The sequence below is a fragment of the Tsukamurella sp. DT100 genome, from assembly GCF_049844855.1.
Lineage (GTDB): Bacteria > Actinomycetota > Actinomycetes > Mycobacteriales > Mycobacteriaceae > Tsukamurella.
This window is the reverse complement of sequence record NZ_JBNCLV010000004.1, coordinates 272,480-288,388: the sequence shown is the minus strand read 5'-3', so window position 1 is coordinate 288,388 and position 15,909 is coordinate 272,480. Positions and strand designations below refer to the sequence as shown.

The window sequence follows — 15,909 nt, the reverse complement described above, 5'->3', positions numbered from 1 at the left end:
CGCCTACCGCGGGTACGCCAGGCGCCGGAGCAGGGTCTCGGCGGGGCCGCGCCTGCCCGCGCGTTCGAGCCGCACGGCGATCATGACGGTCGCGGCCCAGATGGCGACCGCCAGCAGCGTCGCCGACCAACTGGACAGGTACTGGCCGAGGCCCAGCCCCCACGCCGCGAGGAGTGGCGAGAAGACGACCGACTGCGCGAGGTAGCCGCTCATCGACCGCTTGCCCAGGGCCTGCACCGCGGTCGCGAACGCCCCGGCGCCGCCCCGTTCCAGGCGGATCGCGAGCAGGCCGAACACTGCCACGTACCCGAGCCCGCCGAACAGCCCGCCCAGCGTGTGCAGGGCCAGCAGGACCCAGTCCGCCGTCGGGCCGAACGGAAGGGCGTCCAGGTTCTGCAGGGCGAGGAGGAGTCCCGTGCCCCAGCCGATCGCGAGGCCCACCACGGCGCACCGCCGGAGGAGGGCGGCATGCGCGGCGGGGGCGTCGAGGACGCGGTGCCGGGCGGCCAGCATGCCGAGCAGGACCGCGGCGGGCACGATGAATCCGAACACCACCGTCGGGATCATGATCTCGGCCCACGTCGTGACGCGCTCGGCCATCGCAGCTCCGTACTCCGGGATCGCGTTCGCGTCGGTGGTCGCGGCCGCCGTGCCGCCCGAATCCACCGATGCCGCAGCTACCACTGTGAGAACGGAGAATGCGCCGGAGAGCAGGACCAGGACGGACGCCCAGATCGCGAGGGCCCGGTCCGATCGTCGGAGGAACAGCCACACGAGGACGAGGCCGGTGATCGCGTAGGAGCCGAGGATGTCGCCGTACCAGAGCAGCGCGGCGTGGACGAAGCCGAACGCCAGCATCCACCAGTGCCGCCGCCGCAGGATCCGGCGGGCGACGCGCTGCTCCGTGCCCGCCGCGAGCTGGCGGGTGTACAGCTGGACGATGCCGTAGCCGAAGAGGAAGGCGAACATCGGGTACACGCGGCTGTCGATGCCGGTGATCGCGACGGTCTGTACGACGCGATCGGCGACTGAACCGTCGGCGCTGTGCGCACCGGTGCCCGTCGGCCGGCCCCACAGGAAGTACGGCACGTTCGCGACGGCGATGAGGACCAGCATGACGCCGCGTGCGAGGTCGGGAGCGATGCTCCGGCGGCCGGTGACGGAGGTGGGAGCGGCGACGGGCGAGGGGGAGTCGGTGCCCGGGGACGTGGTCATGATGCGACCGTAAACGTTGCCCCAAGGGCACGGTCAAGCCGTACGCTCGAGCGCATGCCCTGGAGCACGCGTGAGCTGGCCGAACTGGCCGGGACCACGGTCAAGGCGGTCCGCCACTACCACGCGATCGGCCTGCTCGACGAGCCCGAACGCCGGTCCAACGGCTACAAGCAGTACGGCGTCGCGCACCTCGTCCGGCTGCTGCGGATCACCCGCCTCAAGGAGCTCGGCGTCCCGCTCGCCGCGATGCACACCGACGTCGCGGAGGACCTGCCGACCGCGATCCGCGCCCTGGACGGCGAACTCGCGGAGCGGATCGCGCGGCTGCAGCGCACCCGGGCGGAGCTCGCGACGGCCCTGGAGCACAACGCCCCGCTCGACACCCCCGCGGCCTTCCACGCCGTGGCCGAGTCCTTCTCCGATCGCGACCGCGCCCTCGCGACGGTGCTCGGCGGTGTCTTCGACGACGCCGCCCTCGGCGACCTCGGCGCGCTCATGGCGGAGTCGTCCGACGCCGACGAGCTCTTCGACGCGCTGCCGCCCGACGCCGACGAGGCGGCGATCGAGGACTTGGCCGGCCGGCTCGCGGCGACGATCCGCGAGCAGCACGCGCGCTTCCCGTGGATGGCCGACCCGAATGCGGCGTCGGTCCGCGGGCGGAACGCCGCGGAGCGCGCCCTGGGCGCCGCGTTCCTCGAGCTGTACAACCCGGCGCAGATGCGCGCCCTGGCCCGCGCCGCGGCGCTGCTGGACGAGTGACCCGCGCGGCTACGGCGCGTCGCCGGTCTCGGTGACCGTCATCTGCACCTGGTAGCGGTCGGAGCGGTACCAGGAGTAGCTGTGTTCGACGCGCGTGCCTGCTGCGAAGGCGACGCGGTCGAAGGCGAGAATCGGCGTGCCGGGGGCGATGCCGAGCACGCGGGCCAGCTCGCCGTCGGAGGAGATGGCGCCGATGGACTGCTCGGCCCGGTCGATGGCCTGTCCGTACTCGGTGCGGAGCAGGGTGTAGATCGACTGCGTCAGGTCGTGCGCGTCCAGGCCGGGCGCGATCGCCTGCGGGTACCAGGCGTCGTCGACGGAGATCGGCACGCCGTCGGCGAGCCGCAGCCGCTTGACGTGGTAGGCCTTGTCGGCCGCGCGGATCTGCAGGGCCGAGGTGGTCGACGGTGGCGGCACCCGCAGCTCCGTCTGCAGGACCACGGTCGACGGGTTGCGGCCCAGGCGCCGCATGTCCTCGTGGAACGAGGCGAGGTGCAGCCGCGATCGGGCGGGCCGGTCGGCGACGAAGGTGCCCTTGCCGCGGATCCGTACGAGCGTGCCCTCGGCGACGAGCTGGCGCAGGGCCTCGCGCACCGTGATGCGGGAGACGCCGTACTCCTCGCAGAGCTGCCGCTCACTGGGAAGCGCAGAACCGGGCTCGAGCCCGTCCGTACAGCGCTGCTCGAGGAGCGCCCGCAGCTGCTCGTGTTTCGGAATCGGGCCGTCCGCGATCATCGACCCATCTTGTCACACCAGGTCATGACCAGTGGGGCTATCGGACCCCGGAGGCGCGGAACTGCACGCTGATCCGCGGACCGGCGTGCGGCACCTTCGGCACCGCGTGCTCCCAGGTGCGTTGCGCGGAGCCGCCCATCGCGAGCAGATCGCCATGGCCCACCGTGAGCTTCGTGGACGCGCCGCCGCCGCGCGGGCGCATCAGGAACGGACGGGCGGCGCCGAGGGAGACGATGGCGACGATCGTGTCGTGCGTGCCGCCGCGGCCGATGGTGTCGCCGTGCCAGGCCACCGAGTCCGCGCCGTCCCGGTACAGGCACAGCCCCACCGAGGTGAAGGGCTCGCGCAGGTCCGGCCAGTACAGCTCCGTGAGCTCGGCCATCGCCGCGCCCAGCGCGGGGTGCGGGAGGGCGGCGCCGTCGCCGTAGTAGCGCAGCAGCCGCGGCACGGGCAGCGTGCGTTCGTACATGCGGCGGCGCTCCTCGACCCACGGCACGTCGCGCGCCAGCGCGGCGAACAGCTCGTCCGCGCCGGATTGCCACCCCGCGCGCACGTCGAGCCACGCACCGTCGGACAGCTCCCGGCGGTGCGGGGCGAGCGGTGCGGCATCGTCGAACAGCGAATCCTGCATCGCCCGCGACGATACGAGGACCGACTGACAAGTTCGGCGCGGTCTCCGTAGGGTTGGAGGCGTGCGATTCGGACTCTTCCTCCCGCAAGGCTGGCGCTTCGACCTCGTCGGCATCGATCCGGCGGACCACTGGTCCGTCATGAACGGCCTCGCCCAGCGGGCCGACGCCGGCCCCTGGGACTCGGTGTGGGTGTACGACCACTTCCACACCACCCCGGTCCCGAGCCGCGAGGCCACGCACGAGGCGTGGACGCTGATGTCCGCCCTCGCCGCGACCACGAGCCGGGTGAAGCTGGGCCAGATGTGCACCGCCATGGGCTACCGCAACCCGGCCTACCTGGCCAAGGTCGCGGCCACCGTCGACCTGATCTCCGGCGGCCGCACGCAGATGGGCATCGGCGGCGGTTGGTACGAGCACGAGTGGCGGGCCTACGGCTACGGCTTCCCGTCGGCCGGGGAGCGGCTGGGCCGCCTCGACGAGGGCGTGCAGATCCTCAAGCAGGCGTGGACCGAGGGCTCGGCCACGCTCGACGGGAAGTACTACCAGGTCGACGGGGCCATCTGCGAGCCCCGGCCGCTGCAGGACGGTGGCATCCCGCTGTGGGTCGCGGGCGGCGGCGAGAAGAAGACGCTGCGGATCGCGGCGAAGTACGCGCAGTACACCAACTTCGACGGCACCTTCGAGGGCTTCGCCCACAAGTCGGACGTGCTCCGCAAGCACTGCGCCGACGTGGGCACCGACTTCGACGCCATCACCCGCTCGGCCAACTACAACATCGTGATCGGCGAGGCCGCCCGCGACGTGCAGACCCGCCTCGATGAGACCCGCAACCGGCTGCTCGAGCACGTGCCGGAGGCGGGGGTCGACGCCGAGATGGGCGCCTACCTCGGCATGCCGGGCGTGGGCACGCCGGGCGACATCGTCGCCAACCTCAAGCGACTCGAGGCCGAGGGCATGACCTACGCCGTGTGCTACTTCCCCGAGATCGCCTACGACACCTCGGGACTCGAGCTCTTCGAGCGCGAGGTGATCCCGGCGTTCTCCTGAGCCCGCCGCGGAGTCATCGCAATCCGGCGAGCCTCCGTGCACCCTCGACCAGTACCGACTCCTCCTTGCTGAAGGCGAAGCGCAGGAGGTGCCCCCACCGCGCCTGATCGTCGGCGAGGGCGCTGACGGGCACCGCGGCCACGCCGATCCGGGCGGGCATCTCCCGGCAGAGGGCGCCGGCGTCGTCGAAGCCCAGACCCCGGGCGTCGGCGACGACGAAGTAGGTGCCCTCCGACGGGTGCACGGTGAACCCCGTCTCCACCAGGGCGTCGGTGAGCAGGTCCCGCTTGGCCTGCAGGTCAGGTGCGAGCTTCTCGAGCCACGACGACTCGTGCTCCAGCGCGTGCGCCACCGCGTGCTGCAGCGGCGCGGCGCCCGTGAAGGTGAGCCACTGCTTCGCGGCGCGGCAGGCGTCGGCCAGCTCGCGCGGCGCGGTGATCCAGCCGACCTTCCAGCCCGTCACGTTGAAGGCCTTGGCGGCGCCGGAGATCCGGACCGTGCGCTCCCGCATGCCGTCGAAGGCGGCGAGCGGCCGATGCGCGCGGCCGTCGAAGAGCAGGTACTCGTAGACCTCGTCGGTGAAGCAGAGCAGGTCCCGCTCGACGCAGACGTCGGCGATGAGCTGCAGGTCCGCGTCGGAGAGCACCGTGCCGGTGGGGTTGTGGGGCGAGTTCACGATGATCGCAGCGGTCCGCTCCGTGACCGCGGCGCGCAGCAGGTCGGGGTCGAGGGCGTACCGTCCGCCGTCTTCGACGAGCGGCACGACGACCCGCTGCGCCCCCGCCATCGCCACGGTCGCGGCGTAGGAGTCGTAGAAGGGCTCGATGAGGATCACCTCACGGCCGGGCTCGACGAGACCCAGCACCGCGGCCGCGATCCCCTCGGAGGCGCCGACGGTGACCAGTACCTCGCCGTCGGGGGCGTAGCGCAGGCCGTAGTCCCGCTCGACCTGGTCCGCTACCGCCCGGCGGAGGGAGGGCAGGCCGTCGCCGGGCGGGTACTGGTTGAGGCCGCCGTCGATGGCGGCCTTGGCGGCCAGCAGCATGCCGGCGGGTCCGTCGGTGTCCGGGAAGCCCTGCCCCAGGTTGACGGCGTCGTGCGCCACGGCGAGGGCCGAGATCTCCGCGAAGATCGTCGACGTGAAGGGCTGGAGGCGTCGGACGGTGCGCATCCCCGCAGCCTAGTGGCCCGCGCGGCTACCGTGGGGGCATGACCTCCGCCGTCGTCGTCGGATCCGGCCCCAACGGGCTCACCGCCGCCGCGTCCCTGGCCCGCGCGGGCCTCGACGTGACGGTGCTCGAGGCCGAGACCACCCTCGGCGGCGGCTGCCGCTCGGACACGCTGCGCGGCACCGTCGTGGACCGGTTCTCGACGGGGCACCCCCTCGCGTACGCCTCGCCCGCGCTGCGGGACGTGGGCGTCGACATCGACTGGGGGACCGCGCCGATCGACGTGGGGCACCCGCTCTCGCCGGAACCCGCGGACGCTGTCGGGACCCTGGCGGACGTGCCGGACTGCGGACCCGAGGTGATGCCGGCGTTCTTCGGCCCCATGACGGACGTGCCGCGGCATCCGGTGGTCGCGACGCGGTGGGGCCCGCGGTTCGCGCTCCCGGCATCGGTCACCGCCGCTGCGCTCGGGCGGACCGGTGGCGCCGTCTTCGCCGGGGTCGCAGCGCATTCCATCTCCCCACAGCACCTGCCGATGACGTCGTCGATCGGGTACCTGCTCTCCGGTGTGCGGCCCTGGCCCGTGCCGATCGGCGGCTCCCAGCGGATCTCGGACGCCCTCGCCGCGGTCGTCGGGTCGCACGGTGGGCGGATCCGCACGGGGGAGCGCGTGACGACGCTCCCGGACGCCGACCTCGTGGTGCTCGACACCGGCCTGCCCGCGGCGCGGGACCTGCTCGGCGATCGCGCCCCCGCGTGGCTGCGGCGCCGCGCCCGGCAGTGGCGGTTCGGGCCCGCCGCGTTCAAGGTGGACCTCGTGGTCGACGGCGGGATTCCCTGGGCCCATGAGGAACTCCGACGGTCCGCGTTCGTTCACCTGGGCGGCACGCCGCGGGAGATCGCGCGTAAGGAGCTCATGGTGAATCGCGGGCGGATGCCCGAGCGGCCCGTGATCATCCTGTCGCAGCAGTACCTGGCGGATCCGTCGCGCTGCGCCGGTTCGCTGGCGCCGGTGTCCATGTACGCCCACTGCCCCAACGGCTTCCCCGGCGATCTCACCGAATCGATCGTGGCCGAGGTGGAGCGGCACGCGCCCGGGGTGCGGGAGCGGATCATCGAGACGCGGTCCGTCGGCCCCGCGGGGCTGCAGGCGGTGAACGCCAACCTCGTCGGAGGCGACATCGCAGCCGGCGCCGCCGTGCCCGCGCAGTTGGTGCGGCGGCCGAAGCTGGTGGACCCGTACCGCCTCACCGACCGCGTCTATCTGTGCTCCTCCGCCGCAGGCGCTCCGGGTGTGCATGGGATGGTCGGATGGCACGCCGCGGCGTCGGCGTTGCGCTCGCTGTGACTACCGAAAAACATAGTCTGACAAAGAAATTGCGATCTCATTCGCGGTGGTGAGTATCTCCACCGAAGGCGTTCTCCGGTGGCGAGGTTCGACGATGCACTGCAGTGAACTCCGCTCTAGGCTTAGAAGCGGAGGGACTGGGGGGAGGACTCCGTCCCGGCGGATTGTTTGGGGTAGGAGTCGTCGTGGAACTGGGGCGTCGGCGTGTGCCCGAGGTGCTCGCCATCGCCGTCCTGGCGGTCGCGATTCTGGGGTCGGGGTGCGCCGTGCCAGGGGCGGCGCACCCGGAGGTAGTGCCGACGGTGGGCGTCGGCTCGATGCGGCCGACGTCCCCACCGGCGCGGCGCGCGAGCAACCTTCCGCTGCGCCGCCTCGCGCCGGGAGAGCGCCCGCCGCAGTTCGTTCTGTTCTCTTTCGACGGCGTGGGAGCCAGCCCGAACTGGGGTCTGTTCCTCCGGACGGCCGAGCGAAGCAATGCCCGGTTCACCGCGCTGATGACAGGCCTGTACTTCCTCATCGACGAGGCGCGTCGGCACTACCGCGGGCCCGGTCACGCGGCGGGGGAGGCGGCGATCGGATTCGGCGGCACCAAGGCGGAGGTGGTGCAGCAGATCGCCCAGCTCAACCGGACCTGGTTCGCCGGGCACGAGCTCGGAACGCATTTCGTAGGGCATTTCTGTCGCGGTGATCGCTATCCAGGAGAACGGTGGTCCGCGGCGGATTGGAATCGCGAATTGGATCAGTTCTTCGCGCTGATGCAGAACTGGCGGCAGAACACCGGAATATTCGCCGGCGAGGATCTGGTATTCGATACCGGCGTCGTCCGGGGTGGGCGGACGCAGTGCCTCGAGGGATCGCCGAATCGGCTCTTCCTCGCGTTGCGTGAGCACTGCATGACCTGGGATTCCTCCCAGCCCTCGCGGGTCAGAGGGCTCGCCTGGCCGCAGCGGACGGGCGGGATCTGGGAGTTCGCGATCCCGTACGCCTACTCACCGCCGTTGAAACGCGCACAGACTGCTCTCGTCTACAATTTCTGGTTCTCGGTCAACGGTGCGAAGAACGTGCCGAGTGATGCGAATCGACTGCGGCGAATCGTCAGGGAGACCTACCGTTACATGTACGACCGGGCATACGCGGGCAATCGCGCACCGCTGGTGATCGCGAACCATTTCAACGAGTGGAACGGCAACGCCTTCAACCCGGCCACGGCTGATTTCATGGCGGACGTGTGTGGCCGCGCGGCGACACTGTGCGTCACGCATACGGACCTCGTCGCGTGGCTCGAGCTCCAGGATCCGGCGGTTCTCGCTGCGCTCGCGCGGGCACCGCTGGCCGCGGTCGACGAGAGGAGATGAGTGGTGACACGGCAGGTGGACAGTGCCGCGCGGCGCATCGCAGAGCTGGGTGCGGTCGTCGACGCGGTCCGCGAAGTGAGCGCAGCGGACGGGGTCGAAGGGGCCTGTCGCGCACTCGTCAAGGCCGCTGCCAGGGCGGTGCCGTGCGCGGAGATCTTCTTCGTCGCGCTCGCCTCGGAGGAGACGGGCGATCTCGCCGTCGCGGCATCGACGGGTCTGATCTCGCCGGAGTTCCGGTTCGGCCGGGCGCCGCACGGCCGCGGTCTGTGGGGACGGGCGGCGGCGCAACTACTACCGGTTCGTACCGGCCAGTACGCGACGGATCGATCCTTCGAGCACGACGAGATCCTCGACGGTGCGTGCCGGGCGGACGGCGTGGTCTCCGCCATGTGCGCACCACTCGTCGTCGGCGGAACGGCGATCGGTGCCGTGTTCACGAACGGTCGCGCCGTCGACATGTTCGACGAGGGTGACATGACCAGGCTCGCCGAGATCGCCTATGCCGCAGCACCCGTGATCCGGCGCGCCGCCTCCCTTGCCCGAGTGGAGGCCGCGATCTCCGGCATCGCCGCGACCCGGAACCGGCTGACCCGGTCGGTAGCCGTGCATGACGACCTGCTGGTGCGGATCCTCCACGGCGCGGGGAGAGCCGAGGTGATCGACACGATCGTCGGGACCTGCGACGGTGCCGTGGCCGCGCTCGGCGTCGATGCCGCCGACAGGGCAGTGGCGACCGCGCCCGAAGACTCGGCGTTGGATCCGCTGCGCGACCGGTGGATCCTGGACGGGATCGCGGACGTGCGCCGGACCGAGGGCACCGTGCTCGTCGAGCACGGCGACGGCTTCGCGCTGTTCGTTCCGGCCACTGCCGCGGGCCAGTACGTGGGCACGGTCCTGACGGTCTTCAGGCGCGCCGTCGACGATGCGGACATCCGCGCGGTTCAGCGCCTGGTGACCCTGTTCGCGCTCGTGGCCGTGCGCAGGCTCGACCCGGTCGAAGGCCCAGGTCGCGGCATCGACGCCTACCAGGTCCGCAGTCTGCTGACCGCGGTGGGGCCGGTGACGGACGATGCGCGGGCGCGCTTGGTGCGTCTGGGCTTCGACTTCGGGGTGGATCGCGTCCTCGCGGTCGCTGCGCTCCCGCCACGGAGTGACCCGGAGCAGGTCGCCGGCGTCCTGCGCGCCGACCGGCCCGCGTCTGACGTCGTCCTCGTGATCGACCACAGGGTGGTGATCCTCGCGGCGGACGATGCGGCACAGGGGGTCGCGGACGCGGACGCGGTGGCGGAGGCGGTGCGGCGCCGGGCGGGCGTGGCACTGTTGGTCTGTTCCACCGTTGTGCGTGATCCGCTGGCAGGGGGGCTCGCGGACGCCCTCCGGGCGGCGGACGCCGCGGTGGGGCTGTTGCAGTCGCTCGGCCGGACCAGCGGCGCGTTCGATGTCGACGAGTTCCCCGCGCACCTACCGCTCCTTCGATCCGTGACGGTCGATTCGGTGGTGCGTTTCCTCGACAACACCATCGGGCCGGTGGTCGAGTTCGACCGCCACGGGTCGTCGGAGCTGGTGCGAACGTTGCAGGTCTTCTTCGCCGAGAACATGAACACCGCAGCGACCGCGAGGACGCTAGATCTGCATCCCAACACCATCATCAAGCGGCTCCGCCGCGTGACCGACCTGCTCGGACCGCGGTGGCAGGGCGGTCCGGAATCGCTCGCGATCCGGATCGCCCTGAACCTCCACGGCCTCGCCCACGGAACCGGGATCGACTAACCGATCTCGAAGCGTGTCAGCCGATCTGGCAGACCCAGCTGTTGGTGTCATCCGAGTACACGTACGTGCCGGCGTCGCCCATCCCGGTGGTGCACGGCTTCCCGCCCGGGTCGTCGTCGCGGACCTTCGGAGTGGTGGTGGTCGGCGCCGTCCCGTTCTCCGTCGGATCGTCGCCCGCGCCGTGGTTCGGGTTCGTGCAGACGGTGCCCTGGTCCGGACCGGTGCACTGGACGTCGTTCGAACCGCCGTCGTCGGGCGTCCGCGGTGTGGCGGGCGCGGGCTTCGTGACGGTGCGCGTCGGCCCGGGAACCTGGGTGACGGTCTTCGTCGGTCCGGTGTTTCCCCCGCTTCCCGTCACCGGCTTGCCGGGCTGTGTGGTGGCGGGGCTCTGATGATGGGTCGCGGCGACGGAGCTCGGCGGTGCTGTCGAGGAGGTGGTCGACGCGGGTTTCGAGTCGTCCGAGCAGCCTGCACTGAGCAGCGCGAGAGCGGCGATGCTCGCGATCATCGCGGTGGTGTGCTTGCGCACCATGGTGTTCCTTTCCCTGGTTGTCTTCTCTGCGGTCGATCCGTGACTGTTCCGTCGATCACCCACCCTCGACCGAGGTGGCGCTCCGCCGCTCAACGACGAAGCCTCCGAGGACAGCTGAGATGAGAGACAGGGCGACGACCGCCTCCGCGGGGAAGAAGGCGATGAAGTCGATGAGCGAGCCCATCGGTGGTTCGGGGTCTCCGGGTACCTGGTGCCGTAGGGGCGGGAGCGCGAAGAGCATCGCAGCGAGCATCGAGCATGCGGGGAAGAGGAGGCCGCGGTGGACGTGCAGGACGTAGAAGGTCGCCGTGACGGCGGCGGCTGCGACGCCGTACATCAGCAGCATCACGAAGCCTGCGAAGACGATCGACGGGACGGTGCGCTTGGCCGTGAGGTCGACCTCGAGCTCACCGGCGTCGGACGACTGGGATATCGGCTTGACGGCGAAGGAATCGGCAGAGTCCTCCACCAGGATCGTCGCCGCGACCGGCCGCCCGCTCGGGTCGTTGGCGGCGACGACGACGCTCATTCTGTAACGGTCGAACGGGTAGTCGATGGCCGTTCCCGTGACCGCGATCCGGCGTTCCTCCACGGACGGGATCCGGCCGGGTGTCGCAGTGATCGGATCAGTGCGATAGGTCGACAGGTCGACGGAGGCGGCGCGCGCGAACCGGCCGTTCCGGTCCGCGAGAGTGCCCAGGGGTTCGACCAGGACGTCGGCGACGGCGGTGCTCGAGGAGGTGTCGATCCGCTTGAGGAGAAGGGTGATCCGCACCGCGTCGACGCTCGCGAGCTCCTCCTCGGTGGGCCCTGCCGCGGCGCCCACGCCGCTGTTCGCCCGATCGAGCAGGAAGAGACCCGTCGTCGCGGTCACGATGACGAGCAACGCGACCACCGTCAAGACGATGTGTCGAGCGCTCACGGTCTCATGCCCCCGTGCCGACGGGCACCGCCCGTGGTCCGTGTTCCGCCACCGTGGCGATCGCGCTGGCGATCATGGGCCACCACGAGTTCCGGACGTCGACGACTTCGCCGTGTCCTGTCTGAGGGATTTCGATGAGAGCCGTGCTGCCGCCTTTGCGACGGAGGGCCTCGACGTATTCGGCAGCCTCACCGGGCGGCACGACGGTGTCATCGGTGCCGGTGATCGCCACGACGGGAACCCTAGGGTCCATCCGCTCGAGCGGGTCCACCAATAGGTAGCGATCTGGGAACTGCTCCGGCGTACCGCCCATGACCCGCAGAACGTGGTCGTTCTTGGTGAGTGACAACCGCATGTCGAGGACGCCGGCGAGGGAGACCGCGGCATGGGGCCGGATCGCGGGCTTCGCTCCGGGCGCGCCGTCCGGAAGGGTCGCGCGCCCCGCGGTCCACGCGGCGAGCTGCCCGCCCGCGGAGTGGCCGACGACGGTAACCCGACCCAGGTCGATCTCGGGCACGGATTCCTGCAGGCGGACGAGGTGATCGACTCCGGCGGCGAGGTCGGTGAACGTGGTCGGCCAGCCGCCGCCGTCGCCGACCCGCCGGTAGTTGAGGCTCCACACCACGAAACCGCGCTCCGCGAGCGCTTGTGCGGCGGGACGCACGTACTCGGCTGTCGCGCCCTTGAGCCATCCGCCGCCGTGGATCAGCACGATCGTCGGCGTCGTTCCGTCCGCGCGGCGCGTGGCCGGCCGGAACAGGAAGCCGCTCAACGTCTGCGGATCCACGCCGGGGACGGTGAGGTACTGGTGCGTCGTTTCGATCACGGAACCGGAAGGGGTGGGTTCGTGGTCGGGGGGCATGCGGCCGAAGAGCGCCACGACCGCCGCGGCGAGGAGGAGAAGGGCGACGACCATGACTGCCGCCCACCGTTGGGGGCTCATGGACGGTGACGTGTCCCGGGTGGTTCTCATCCGTGGCCGTCGGTGCAGACCCATGCCTGGATGGTGCCCCCGCCGTTGAGACGCAGGGCCGACTCCTGCGCGGCCGCGAGGGTCGCGCCGTGCCCGCCGTGCCACTGCTCGTCGCTCCAGGCCACTGCGCCGCATCCGTCTGCGAACGTCACGAGGACGTCGCATCCACGTCGACCCCCGCAGTACGCCTTCGCGTCGGCCTCGGCAGCCTCGGCGGTCGGGAGGTTCGCCGTGGGCCACGCAGTGCCGTCGTCGTCGACCGCGATCGCGCCCCACAGGGTGGCCGCCTGCGCCGGTGCCGGTGCTGCGACGACCATCGCGGCGGTTGCCGCCGCAACGGCGAGGGTGATGATGTGTTGCTTCATGGAGTGTCCTTGTCTCGAACGATCACTTGGCCGGCTTGGCGCTGACTCCGGGCGGGGTGGACGGGGCGCCCGACGGGACCGAGCGGGTGGCGGGGGCGGCAATCGACGGGCGGTTGCCCCAGTTCGACAGCGCGACCTGCACCCTGGTGTCCGCCTGCGGCGTCCCTGAGATGCGGAGGACGTTGTGGGGAGCGGACGTCTGGATCCAGATGCTCACCGGCGCTTGTGCCGACGAGCTTCCGTGTGCGGCTCGGATCCCCGCCAGCTCAGCGAGATCGGAGGACTTCGCGGTTCCGGTCACGCGCGTGCTCGCGGTACCGTCGATCTGCTCCTCGCCGGCGATCGCGGCACCCCGCAGAGTCCGCAGGATGTCCGGGATGCCGTCCTTCGGGTCGAATAGCGCGCCGACGTCGTAGAACGACGTTCCCGCGCGGTGCGCGACGAAACCGGAGCCGCCGACGTCCGCATACATGGTGCCGTCCAGCAGGACGAACGCCGCCGGCTTGTCCCCACTCGCACGGACGGTGGCGGTGCCCTGCGCGCTCGGTTTCGGACGGACGATCAAGTCGCCCGCCGCGGAGACGACCTGCTGGCGGTCGAGCTTGCCCGACGTGGTGAGGGTGAAGTGCACGGACTCGACCGTCGTCGCGGTGTCGAGGGCGGAACGGACGAGGGCGGTGGCGGCGTCGCCAGCCGCCGCGGAGCTGCTCGGTGACGCACCATCGCCGGCGCTCCCGCAGGCGCTCAGGCCGATGGATGACGCAGCCGTGATTGCGACGATCGCGGCTCGGGGAAGGGACCTCATGGTGCTCCGTTCGTTGGTGGATCCGCTCGGATCCGCCTCATGCTAACCACATTTCAACGACCGACCATGAACGTCAGATAGGTTGTGTTGCTGCAAATTTCGCGAGTATGAAGGGGTCACACCGCTCACTGTCCCGAGTGGTGGAACGAGACACCCGGAGCTGTGTCGTGATCGCGCCAGTGTGCAGATCCGGAGGTCCGACCGACCGGCCGGCGAACGGAAGGAGTGTGGAGTGTCCGTTCGCCTACGGCGCGACGTCTTCGGGTCCGGTCACGCGGAGAAGGCTCTGATCGTCGCCGTGATGACCGTCCTCGTCACGCGCGGCTACCTCGCCCTGACCTCACCGCCGCCTACCTCCCCGGAGTGGGGATACACGAGCTCATGCGGGTCGCGTCGCGGGCACCGTCGGAACCGTGGAACTACAAGCGTCTAGCAGGACTCGGAACCGGTCTGAATCGCCGCCGTGGCCGCGGTGGCAGCCGCTACGACCATCGCTCGGCGCCCGGCGGCGTCATCCGTCGAGGCGAGGGAGGTCAGGGCGGGGGAGGCGGCGAGCCACGCGGTGACCAGGCCGAGCGTGAGTACGAGCGCGTCGACGGCGCCGTCGCCGTAGCGCGGCCGCAGCGCGTCGACTTTCTCCCGGTAGGTGGTGCCCTCGTCGTCGGTGGTCGACGGCCGCTCGAGGTTCGCCCACGTCGAGAGCCGGAGGGTGGAAGGCTCGGCGAGCAGGTAGTCGTACAGTCGGCCCGCGTAGCCGGGCAGGTCGTCGGCGTCGAACCGGACCGCGTCCGCCATCGTCCGGAGGGCGTCGACGACGATCAGGTCGAACAGGTCCTCCTTGGGGCCGAAGTGCACGTAGATCGAGCGCTTGTTGGCGGACGCCTGCTCGGCGATGCGGTCGATACGTGCCCCGGCCAGCCCGAACTCGGCGAACTCCCGGCGCGCGGCGTCGAGAATCCGCCGCTTCGTCTCCGTCGCGTCGGGTGGCACAGGAGGAGAGTACCGCTCTTTCGACCCATAGGTAACTAACTAGTTATTGACAAACGGTTGCTCGTGCTGCACCCTCGGTGATGACGCCCGCGGCGCGTGGGCGGAACGAAGGAGAGACGATGCCGAAGAAGATTCTGATCACCGGGGCCAGTTCGGGTTTCGGTGCCGGCGCAGCCCTCGAGCTGGCGCGGCAGGGGCACGAGGTGGTCGCTGCCGCGGAGACCTGGCCGCAGGTGCGGAGCCTGCGTGCCGCTGCGGCGGAGGCCGGCGTGCGCCTTGAGGTGATCAAGCTGAACCTGACCGACGAGATCGACATCGCGCATGCCGCGACCTACGACCCCGACGTGCTGGTGCTCAACGCCGGCGTGATGGAGGGCGGGTCGATGGTCGACGTGCCCCTCGCCCGCGTGCGGGAGTCGTTCGAGATCAACGTCTTCGGTCACCTGGCCCTGGTGCAGGGAATCGTGCCGAAGATGGTCGCGCGCAAGTCCGGCAAGGTCGTGTGGACGTCCTCGATGGGCGGAATCCTGGTGGTGCCCTTCGTCGGCGCCTACTGCGCCACCAAGCACGCTATCGAGGCGATCGCCGGCTCGATGAAGGCGGAGCTGGCGCCGCACGGCGTCCAGGTGGCGACCGTCAACCCCGGCGTCTTCGGCACGGGTTTCAACGACACCGGCGCCGAGAGCTACGTGCAGTGGTACGACGCCGAGACCGCGGTGGTGCCAATGCCGGACTTCGGTGACAGCCTCGTCGACCAGGCGGATCCGCAGGAGATGATCGACGCCATGGTCGAGATCATTCCCGCCGACGAGCACCTGTATCGCACCATGCGGCCGCTGGCGACCATCGATGCCGCGAAGCAGTGGCAGGAGACGGAGTGGACGCAGAATGCCTGACATCACCCTCGCCCGTGCACAGGAACTCATCGCGGCCGCCGATCGCGCCGCCCGGGACGCGGGCGTCAAGGCCGTCTTCGCCGTGCTCGACAAGGGCGCGAACCTGGTCGCCTTCGCCCGCACCGACGGTGCCTGGCTCGCGTCCAACGAGCTCGCCGTCGCCAAGGCCCGGACCTCGGTGATGTTCGAGGCCCCGACGGCCGGGCTCGCCGCGCCGATCCAGATCGGGCAGCCCGCTCTGCATTTCGACCACATCCACGCCGGTGGCCTGCTCCTGGTCGGCGGCGGCGTTCCGATCGTCGACGCCGACGGGCAGCTGATCGGCGGGCTGGGCGTCTCCGGCGGTGCCCCGGAGCAGGATGCCGCGATCGCGGAGGCCGCAGTCGCCTGAGGCGG

The 15,909-nt window shown here is 70.8% G+C and carries 17 protein-coding genes; 7 read left to right on the top strand and 10 right to left on the bottom strand.

Annotated features, from left to right (window positions below; all coding sequences use genetic code 11):
• Positions 1-3: 3 nt before the first annotated feature.
• The gene (locus ACLQ3K_RS11600) at positions 4-1,215 is read right to left on the bottom strand and encodes a DUF418 domain-containing protein (protein WP_425999422.1); all 1,212 of its coding nucleotides are present in this window, start codon (positions 1,213-1,215) and stop codon (positions 4-6) included.
• 54 nt (positions 1,216-1,269) lie between these two features.
• Between ACLQ3K_RS11600 and ACLQ3K_RS11595 the strand changes: the two genes are divergently transcribed.
• On the top strand, positions 1,270-1,974 hold the full coding sequence (locus ACLQ3K_RS11595; protein ID WP_425999420.1) for a MerR family transcriptional regulator: 705 nt from the start codon (positions 1,270-1,272) through the stop codon (positions 1,972-1,974).
• A 9-nt stretch (positions 1,975-1,983) separates the two neighbouring features.
• Here the strand turns inward: ACLQ3K_RS11595 and ACLQ3K_RS11590 are convergent, their stop codons facing one another.
• The gene (locus ACLQ3K_RS11590) at positions 1,984-2,709 is read right to left on the bottom strand and encodes a GntR family transcriptional regulator (RefSeq protein ID WP_425999418.1); all 726 of its coding nucleotides are present in this window, start codon (positions 2,707-2,709) and stop codon (positions 1,984-1,986) included.
• Between the two features lie 37 nt (positions 2,710-2,746).
• Positions 2,747-3,340 carry an alpha-ketoglutarate-dependent dioxygenase AlkB gene (locus tag ACLQ3K_RS11585; RefSeq protein ID WP_425999416.1) on the bottom strand — a complete coding sequence of 198 codons (594 nt, stop codon included), beginning with the start codon at positions 3,338-3,340 and terminating at the stop codon, positions 2,747-2,749.
• Between the two features lie 61 nt (positions 3,341-3,401).
• Between ACLQ3K_RS11585 and ACLQ3K_RS11580 the strand changes: the two genes are divergently transcribed.
• Positions 3,402-4,388 (top strand): LLM class F420-dependent oxidoreductase, encoded by a 987-nt coding sequence (locus tag ACLQ3K_RS11580; RefSeq protein WP_425999414.1) that lies wholly within the window; start codon positions 3,402-3,404, stop codon positions 4,386-4,388.
• A 13-nt stretch (positions 4,389-4,401) separates the two neighbouring features.
• Here the strand turns inward: ACLQ3K_RS11580 and ACLQ3K_RS11575 are convergent, their stop codons facing one another.
• The gene (locus ACLQ3K_RS11575) at positions 4,402-5,559 is read right to left on the bottom strand and encodes a pyridoxal phosphate-dependent aminotransferase (protein ID WP_425999412.1); all 1,158 of its coding nucleotides are present in this window, start codon (positions 5,557-5,559) and stop codon (positions 4,402-4,404) included.
• Between the two features lie 38 nt (positions 5,560-5,597).
• Between ACLQ3K_RS11575 and ACLQ3K_RS11570 the strand changes: the two genes are divergently transcribed.
• The 3 genes from ACLQ3K_RS11570 to ACLQ3K_RS11560 all read left to right on the top strand — a co-directional run bounded on the left by ACLQ3K_RS11570 (position 5,598) and on the right by ACLQ3K_RS11560 (position 10,030).
• Positions 5,598-6,905 (top strand): phytoene desaturase family protein, encoded by a 1,308-nt coding sequence (locus tag ACLQ3K_RS11570; protein WP_425999409.1) that lies wholly within the window; start codon positions 5,598-5,600, stop codon positions 6,903-6,905.
• Between the two features lie 185 nt (positions 6,906-7,090).
• The gene (locus ACLQ3K_RS11565; protein ID WP_425999407.1) at positions 7,091-8,260 is read left to right on the top strand and encodes a polysaccharide deacetylase; all 1,170 of its coding nucleotides are present in this window, start codon (positions 7,091-7,093) and stop codon (positions 8,258-8,260) included.
• A gap of 3 nt (positions 8,261-8,263) precedes the next feature.
• Positions 8,264-10,030, top strand: coding sequence for a helix-turn-helix domain-containing protein (locus ACLQ3K_RS11560; protein WP_425999405.1), 1,767 nt, complete (start codon positions 8,264-8,266; stop codon positions 10,028-10,030).
• Between the two features lie 16 nt (positions 10,031-10,046).
• On the opposite strand, the gene ACLQ3K_RS11555 is transcribed toward ACLQ3K_RS11560, so the two are convergent.
• The 6 genes from ACLQ3K_RS11555 to ACLQ3K_RS11530 all read right to left on the bottom strand — a co-directional run bounded on the left by ACLQ3K_RS11555 (position 10,047) and on the right by ACLQ3K_RS11530 (position 14,617).
• Entirely contained in the window at positions 10,047-10,562 is a 516-nt protein-coding gene (locus ACLQ3K_RS11555) for a hypothetical protein (protein WP_425999403.1), read from the bottom strand.
• 55 nt (positions 10,563-10,617) lie between these two features.
• Entirely contained in the window at positions 10,618-11,484 is an 867-nt protein-coding gene (locus tag ACLQ3K_RS11550) for a DUF4436 family protein (protein WP_425999401.1), read from the bottom strand.
• Between the two features lie 4 nt (positions 11,485-11,488).
• Positions 11,489-12,400 (bottom strand): alpha/beta hydrolase family protein, encoded by a 912-nt coding sequence (locus ACLQ3K_RS11545; RefSeq protein ID WP_425999399.1) that lies wholly within the window; start codon positions 12,398-12,400, stop codon positions 11,489-11,491.
• 53 nt (positions 12,401-12,453) lie between these two features.
• Complete coding sequence (locus ACLQ3K_RS11540) at positions 12,454-12,822, bottom strand: DUF4189 domain-containing protein (RefSeq protein ID WP_425999397.1); 369 nt, start codon at positions 12,820-12,822, stop codon at positions 12,454-12,456.
• A gap of 22 nt (positions 12,823-12,844) precedes the next feature.
• On the bottom strand, positions 12,845-13,627 hold the full coding sequence (locus tag ACLQ3K_RS11535; RefSeq protein ID WP_425999395.1) for an LppX_LprAFG lipoprotein: 783 nt from the start codon (positions 13,625-13,627) through the stop codon (positions 12,845-12,847).
• A gap of 429 nt (positions 13,628-14,056) precedes the next feature.
• Positions 14,057-14,617 carry a TetR family transcriptional regulator gene (locus tag ACLQ3K_RS11530; RefSeq protein ID WP_425999393.1) on the bottom strand — a complete coding sequence of 187 codons (561 nt, stop codon included), beginning with the start codon at positions 14,615-14,617 and terminating at the stop codon, positions 14,057-14,059.
• A gap of 119 nt (positions 14,618-14,736) precedes the next feature.
• On the opposite strand from ACLQ3K_RS11530, the gene ACLQ3K_RS11525 reads away from it, so the two are divergent.
• Together ACLQ3K_RS11525 and ACLQ3K_RS11520 are read left to right on the top strand one after the other, a co-directional pair.
• Positions 14,737-15,513 carry an SDR family oxidoreductase gene (locus tag ACLQ3K_RS11525; RefSeq protein WP_425999391.1) on the top strand — a complete coding sequence of 259 codons (777 nt, stop codon included), beginning with the start codon at positions 14,737-14,739 and terminating at the stop codon, positions 15,511-15,513.
• Complete coding sequence (locus tag ACLQ3K_RS11520) at positions 15,506-15,904, top strand: GlcG/HbpS family heme-binding protein (protein ID WP_425999389.1); 399 nt, start codon at positions 15,506-15,508, stop codon at positions 15,902-15,904. The genes ACLQ3K_RS11525 and ACLQ3K_RS11520 overlap by 8 nt, the downstream gene beginning before the upstream one ends.
• The last annotated feature ends 5 nt before the right edge of the window (positions 15,905-15,909 follow it).

What these genes read in the sequence shown, in the direction of transcription:
- ACLQ3K_RS11600 (WP_425999422.1), bottom strand. Translation starts at nt 1,215, where the DNA reads ATGACCACGTCCCCGGGCACCGACTCCCCCTCGCCCGTCGCCGCTCCC.
- ACLQ3K_RS11595 (WP_425999420.1), top strand. Translation starts at nt 1,270, where the DNA reads ATGCCCTGGAGCACGCGTGAGCTGGCCGAACTGGCCGGGACCACGGTC.
- ACLQ3K_RS11590 (WP_425999418.1), bottom strand. Translation starts at nt 2,709, where the DNA reads ATGATCGCGGACGGCCCGATTCCGAAACACGAGCAGCTGCGGGCGCTC.
- ACLQ3K_RS11585 (WP_425999416.1), bottom strand. Translation starts at nt 3,340, where the DNA reads ATGCAGGATTCGCTGTTCGACGATGCCGCACCGCTCGCCCCGCACCGC.
- ACLQ3K_RS11575 (WP_425999412.1), bottom strand. Translation starts at nt 5,559, where the DNA reads ATGCGCACCGTCCGACGCCTCCAGCCCTTCACGTCGACGATCTTCGCG.
- ACLQ3K_RS11570 (WP_425999409.1), top strand. Translation starts at nt 5,598, where the DNA reads ATGACCTCCGCCGTCGTCGTCGGATCCGGCCCCAACGGGCTCACCGCC.
- ACLQ3K_RS11555 (WP_425999403.1), bottom strand. Translation starts at nt 10,562, where the DNA reads ATGGTGCGCAAGCACACCACCGCGATGATCGCGAGCATCGCCGCTCTC.
- ACLQ3K_RS11545 (WP_425999399.1), bottom strand. Translation starts at nt 12,400, where the DNA reads ATGGTCGTCGCCCTTCTCCTCCTCGCCGCGGCGGTCGTGGCGCTCTTC.
- ACLQ3K_RS11540 (WP_425999397.1), bottom strand. Translation starts at nt 12,822, where the DNA reads ATGAAGCAACACATCATCACCCTCGCCGTTGCGGCGGCAACCGCCGCG.
- ACLQ3K_RS11535 (WP_425999395.1), bottom strand. Translation starts at nt 13,627, where the DNA reads ATGAGGTCCCTTCCCCGAGCCGCGATCGTCGCAATCACGGCTGCGTCA.
- ACLQ3K_RS11525 (WP_425999391.1), top strand. Translation starts at nt 14,737, where the DNA reads ATGCCGAAGAAGATTCTGATCACCGGGGCCAGTTCGGGTTTCGGTGCC.
- ACLQ3K_RS11520 (WP_425999389.1), top strand. Translation starts at nt 15,506, where the DNA reads ATGCCTGACATCACCCTCGCCCGTGCACAGGAACTCATCGCGGCCGCC.